This is a genomic window from Lysobacter sp. Root604, from assembly GCF_001427505.1.
Classification (GTDB): Bacteria; Pseudomonadota; Gammaproteobacteria; order Xanthomonadales; family Xanthomonadaceae; genus Lysobacter.
Genome location: NZ_LMGS01000012.1, coordinates 250,119 through 256,393 on the forward strand (window position 1 = coordinate 250,119; position 6,275 = coordinate 256,393).

Here is a 6,275-nt window from a genome sequence, read left to right on the forward strand (position 1 = left end):
CGCCCCCATGACCGCACGCCGCCGCTACTGGCTGATGAAGTCCGAACCCGACACCTTTTCCATCGACGACCTCGAGCGCGTGCGCACCGAACCCTGGAACGGCGTGCGCAACTACCAGGCGCGCAACTACATGCGCGACGGCATGAAGGTCGGCGACGGCGTGCTGTTCTACCATTCCAACACCGCCGTGCCCGGCATCGCCGGCCTGGCCAGCATCGCCAGCGCCGCCTACCCGGACCCGACCCAGTTCGACGCCAAGTCCGATTACCACGACCCCAAGAGCACGCGCGAAGACCCGCGCTGGCTGCTGGTGGACGTGGCCTTCGACCGCAAGCTCAAGCGCGTGATCACCCTGGACGAGATCAAGGCGCGCGCCGACGAACTCGGCGAGGACTTCGCCCTGACCCGACGCGGCAACCGCCTGTCGGTGCTGCCGGTGACGGCGGCGCAGTGGAAGCTGCTGTTGGCGATGGAGTGAGTGGAGCCGGGATTCGTGATTGGGGATTCGGGATTCGCAAAAGCGCCTCGAGACTCAAACGAATCTGCGAAATCCGCGCCGCCGCCCGCTCTAACCAGTCCCGAATCCCCAATCACGAATCCCTACTCATGACTGAAGCCAAGCGCCTGGCCGGCGAAAAAGCCATCGACTACATCGAGGACGGCATGATCGTCGGCGTCGGCACCGGTTCCACGGTCGCCTACTTCATCGATGCGCTGGGCCGGATCAAGGAGCGCATCAAGGGCGCCGTGTCCAGCTCCGAGCAGAGCACCGCGCGCCTGAAGGCGCTGGGCATCGAAGTGCTGGACCTCAACGCCACCGGCCCGCTCTCGCTGTACGTCGACGGCGCCGATGAGTGCGATCCGCACAAGCGCCTGATCAAGGGCGGCGGCGCCGCGCTCACGCGCGAGAAGATCATCGCCGAGGCCAGCGCCAAGTTCGTCTGCATCGTCGATCCGGCCAAGCGCGTCGACGTGCTGGGCAAGTTCCCGCTGCCGGTGGAAGTGGTGCCGATGGCGCGCAGCCTGGTCGCGCGCGAGATCCTGGGCATGACCCGCGCCCAGCCGGTCTGGCGCGAGAACGTGGTCACCGACAACGGCAATTGGATCCTCGACATCCACGGCCTGGCCATCACCGACCCGGTGGCCCTGGAAACCGCGATCAACCAGATCCCGGGCGTGGTCAGCGTCGGCCTGTTCGCGCGCCGCCCGGCCGATGTCGTGATCGTCGGCGGCGAACCGCCGATCGTGCTGTAAGCGATTGATCCTGAAATAAATCTCAGCATCCGAGACGATCCGCCGGCATGCTCGGCGGATCGCCGGCCGGCGGCCCTCGCAGGGCCCGTCGCGCGGCGCGATACTTCGCTACCCCTGCGTGGCCCGCCGCCGTGACCCTGCGCTGCCTGTTCGTCGACTTCAACTCCTACTTCGCCTCGGTCGAGCAGTACGACCGGGCGGATCTGCGGGGGCGTCCGGTCGGCGTGGTGCCGGTGATGGCGGCGACCACCTGCTGCATCGCCGCCAGCCGCGAAGCCAAGCGGCACGGGGTCAAGACCGGCACGCCGGTGCGCGAAGCGCTGGAACGCTGCCCCGATATCGCCATCGTGCAGGCGCGACCGGCGCGCTATGTCGAGCTGCACCATCAACTGATCGCGGCGATCGAGGACTGCATCCCGATCGACGGCAAACCGCTGTCGATCGACGAGGTCGCGTGCCGCCTGATGGGGCGCGAGCGCCAGCGCGACAACGCCATCGCGATCGCGCAGCGGATCAAGCAGACCTTGATCGATCGCGGCCTGAGCCCGGCGATTCGCTGCTCGATCGGCATCGCGCCCAATACCTTTCTGGCCAAGACCGCTTCCGACCTGGAGAAGATCGACGGCCTCACCGTGGTCGAGTTGGCCGACCTGCCGCATGCGCTGCACGGTCTGGACCTGCAGGACCTGTGCGGCGTCGGCCCCTCGATGCTGCAACGCCTGCACGACGCCGGCCTGAGCACGGTCGCGCAGCTTACCGCCGCGCCGCGCGAACACCTGCGCGCGATCTGGGGCGGCATCGAGGGCGAGCGATTCTGGGCCCAGCTGCGCGGTATCGAGCCGCCTTCGCGCCAGCGCAAGGCGGTGGGCTCGGTCGGCCACTCGCATGTGCTGGACCCGCAGATGCGCAACGCCGAAGGCATGCGCTCAGTGATGTTCAAGCTGCTGGCCAAGGCGGCGATGCGGTTGCGCCAGGAGCGCTGCCAGGCGCGCGGGCTCAGCCTGCACGTGCGCTTCATCGGCCGCGAACAGCGCTACGACCGCGGCCTGTCCTTCGCCGCCTTGGACGACACACCGACCCTGCTGCAACTGCTGGCCGAGGCGATCGAACCGCTGATGCGCGCCGCCGCCAGCGGGCGCTGGAATCTGCAACGCCACCCGCCGCTGTCGGTGGCGGTGTCCCTGATCGATCTGCAGCCCTGCGCCGCCGAGACCGGCGCCCTGTTCGCCGACCGCCATCGCAACCAGGCCCTGACCCGCGTGCTCGATCAGGTCAACCAGCGTTACGGCAACAATCGCCTGTACTTCGGCGCGATGCACGAGGCCCTGGCCCAAGGCGCCGCACCGATGCGCATTCCGTTCGGCCACATCCCCGACGAAGCCACCGAAGCCGACCTCGGCGCCGCGCCGCTGGTCGCCGATCCGAGCATGGACGAACTCTGGCTGCAGCGCCTGCGCCAGTTCAACGTACTGGCCGAGACCGTGCACCGCCAGGCGCGCGACGGCACCGAGCCGAAACCGGCCGCCGCCGCCACGCACCAACCCTCGGGCGTCGGCGGCTGGGTACGCAAACGCCGCGGCCAACCCGGCGATGGCGAGCGCGGAAGCACGGGCTCGCTGTTCTGAGAATCCAGCCTCCTTCGCATTGACGCCGCTCCCACAATCGGCAGCAAGTACTACAAAGCGCCCTGCTTAAGCCCCTCTCCCGCACCGCGGGAGAGGGGTTGGGGTGAGGGCGGGTCCAACGCTTAAGCATCCACCCCCACAAACCCACCCGTCTGCCGCTTCCACAAACGCGCGTACAAGCCGTCGTGCGCGATCAGTTCCTCATGCGTGCCGGTCTCGATGATCCGTCCCTGGTCCATCACCACCAGCCGGTCCATGCGCGCGATCGTCGACAGGCGGTGCGCGATCGCGATCACCGTCTTGCCCTGCATCAGCGAGTCCAGGCTGTCCTGGATCGCCGCCTCGGCTTCCGAATCCAACGCCGAGGTCGCCTCGTCCAGGATCAGGATCGGTGCGTTCTTCAACAACACGCGCGCGATCGCCACACGCTGGCGCTGACCACCGGACAACTTGACGCCGCGCTCGCCGACCAGCGCCTCGTAACCCTGGCGGCCCTCGCCGTCGACCAGACGCGGAATGAACTCGTCCGCGCGTGCCTCGCGCGCGGCCGCGCGCATCTCGTCCTCGCTCGCATCCGGTCGCCCGTACAGCAGGTTGTCGCGGATCGAGCGATGCAGCAGCGAGGTGTCCTGAGTGACCACGCCGATCTGCGAACGCAGGCTCTCCTGGGTGACGCCGGCGATGTCCTGCCCGTCGATCAGGATGCGGCCGCCCTCGAGGTCGTACAGGCGCAGCAGGATGTTCATCAGGGTCGACTTGCCCGCACCCGAAGGTCCGACCAGACCGATCTTCTCGCCCGGCCGCACCGTCAGATCGAGGTCGGCGATCAGTCCGCTGTCGCGGCCGTAGTGGAAATGCACGTTCTCGAAGCGCACCCCGCCCTCGGCCACGGTCAGGGCCTTTGCGTCCTCGCGATCGACCACCGTCAACGGCCGCGAGATCGTCTCGATGCCGTCCTGCACCGTGCCGATGTCCTCGAAGATGCCGTTCACCGTCCACATGATCCACCCGGACATGTTGTGGATGCGAATCACCAGGCCGGTGGCCAGCGCGATCGCACCGACCGTGATCGCGCCGCGGTGCCACAGCCACAGCGCCAGGCCGCAGGTACCAACGATCAGCAGGCCATTGACCACGGTGATGCTCATACCCATCAGCGTGGTCATGCGGGTCATGTCGCGCGAACGCGCGGTCTGCTCCTGCATCGCCTCGGCCACATATTGCTCTTCGCGCCGCGAGTGCGCGAACAGCTTGAGCGTGGCGATGTTGGTGTAGCCGTCGACGATGCGCCCCATCAGCTTGGAGCGCGCGTCCGAAGCGCGCCACGAACGCAGCTTCACCCGCGGCACGAAATAGCGCAGCAGGCCGATGTAGACCACGATCCATACCAGCAACGGCACCACCAGCCACGCATCCGCCTGCGCGAACAGGTAGATCGCCGAACCCGAATACACGATCACGTACCACAGCGCGTCGAAGGCCTGGGTGGTGGATTCGCGCAACGATGGCCCGGTCTGCATGATCCGGTTGGCCACGCGGCCGGCGAAGTCGTTCTGGAAGAAGCCCAGACTCTGCCGAAGCATGTAGCGATGGGTCTGCCAGCGCACCAGGTTGGTCATGCTGGGATGCACGGTCTGGTTAAGCAGCAGATCGTGCAAGCCCAGGAAAAACGGCCGCGCGATCAGCATCACCGCCGCCATCCACAGCAGGTCGCCGCCGTGTTGCGCGAACAGTCGGTCGGGCGAAGCGGTGTTGACCAGGTCGACCACCTTGCCCAGGTAGTCGAACATCACCACCTCGACGATCGCGACGAAGAAACCGACCACGGTCAGGACCGCGAACACCGGCCAGGCCTGGCGGATGTAATGCCAGTAGAACGCCGCGACCGTGCGCGGAGGCATGACTTCCGGCGCGGGGCGGAAAGGGTCGATCAGGGATTCGAACCAACGAAATATCATCATGGCCTTGAGCCTAGGTTGAGCGTGGAAACTCCCGCCGCGCGGCAGCGTTCCGGGACCAAGGCCCGGGAACACGAACGCGCGTAGGCGAACGGGCGCCCGTGGCGCCGGATCAACGAATCGGGAGTGGGGCGGCGGACGAGCGCGCGCGATCAGTGGCCACAACAGGCCCTGACGACGGACGGTCTGCCTGGCGCGGCCTGAAACCAGGCCGCGTGTGCGGACTTAGCGGTGTACCGCGCCGATGTTGGTGAACTTCATGCTCAAGTCTCCTCCCCATCCGGGGATCAGTAGGATCGCGAGCCCGAGCGGGCCGCGACCGGCACGCCGCGCTGAATCGCGCGACGGCAAACGAGAGTGTAGCGAGAGCGCCCCGCGGATGCAGGCGCGGCGGTGAAACGCCAAGATCCGCACATACCTAACGGCGGGCAAGTCGGTCCCCCAAGCGCGCCGCCCGGCTTTGGGGCAGGAGCGGCGCAAGCCGCGACCGCGCCAGTCCGAGCGACGTCGCCGCTTCGGGGGCCTCTCCGAACGACATCGTCGGTTCGGGGCCTGCCTCCTGTGGGAGCGGCGTAAGCCGCGATGTCGGTGAAGCAGCGCCGTAGTCCGATGTGCCGCGATCGCGGCTGACGCCGCTCCCACAGGGCGGGATGCGGCCGGCTTGTGGCTCCGCAGCCTCCTGCTCCGTTGCCTCGGCTTTAGGCGGGTCGGTTGCGTCGGTGCTCGCCCGGCTTTGGGGTAGGAGCGGCGTGAGCCGCGACCGCGCCAGTCCGAGCGACGTCGCCGGTTCGGGGGCCTGCCTCTTCGAACGACATCGCCGGTTCGGGGGCCTGCCTCCTGTGGGAGCGGCGTAAGCCGCGATGTCGGTGGAGCAGCGCCGTAGTCCGATGTGCCGCGATCGCGGCTGACGCTGCTCCCACAGAGTGGGGTCCGAACGAACGCATCGGGATTAACTCGTCGGCACCGCGGATTCGGGCCGCATTAACTCGCCGTGCCGGTGCATTAACTTTGTTTCACGCAAAGAAGAAGGCCGGCCCCCTTGCGGGAACCGGCCTTCGGATGAAGCCCCTGGCGATGACCTACTCTTGCATGGCTTAGGCCACACTACCATCGGCGGCCTTCGGATGAAGCCCCTGGCGATGACCTACTCTTGCATGGCTTAGGCCACACTACCATCGGCGCATATGCGTTTCACTTCCGAGTTCGGGATGGGGTGAGCCGATGCGGCTTACGCGCCACTGGCGCGTGCATCGGTGAACGCCCGCGCCGCTGGCGCGGGCTGGGCGCTCGCGCAACTCCATTCAAACGCGTGCATCGTCCGCCGACGCAACGCATAGACTTTTGTTTCGCGCAAAGAAGAAGGCCGGCCCCCTTGCGGGAACCGGCCTTCGGATGAAGCCCCTGGCGATGACCTACTCTTGCATGGCTTAGGCCACAC

4 protein-coding genes are annotated in these 6,275 nt (G+C 67.3%); 3 read left to right on the forward strand and 1 reads right to left on the reverse strand.

The genetic code is table 11. From position 1 onward, the window contains the following. Positions 1-7 precede the first annotated feature (7 nt). The 3 genes from ASD69_RS19670 to ASD69_RS19680 all read left to right on the forward strand — a co-directional run bounded on the left by ASD69_RS19670 (position 8) and on the right by ASD69_RS19680 (position 2,879). Entirely contained in the window at positions 8-478 is a 471-nt protein-coding gene (locus ASD69_RS19670; protein ID WP_056182538.1) for an EVE domain-containing protein, read from the forward strand. Positions 479-606: 128 nt separating this feature from the next. Beyond that, positions 607-1,254, forward strand: coding sequence for a ribose-5-phosphate isomerase RpiA (gene rpiA / locus ASD69_RS19675; RefSeq protein WP_056182541.1), 648 nt, complete (start codon positions 607-609; stop codon positions 1,252-1,254). 131 nt (positions 1,255-1,385) lie between these two features. Further along, on the forward strand, positions 1,386-2,879 hold the full coding sequence (locus ASD69_RS19680) for a hypothetical protein (protein ID WP_056182545.1): 1,494 nt from the start codon (positions 1,386-1,388) through the stop codon (positions 2,877-2,879). A 122-nt stretch (positions 2,880-3,001) separates the two neighbouring features. Here ASD69_RS19680 and ASD69_RS19685 read toward each other — a convergent pair whose 3' ends face one another. Beyond that, positions 3,002-4,834: an ABC transporter ATP-binding protein gene (locus ASD69_RS19685; RefSeq protein WP_056182621.1), complete on the reverse strand. Its 1,833-nt coding sequence runs from the start codon at positions 4,832-4,834 to the stop codon at positions 3,002-3,004. Positions 4,835-6,275: the final 1,441 nt, after the last annotated feature.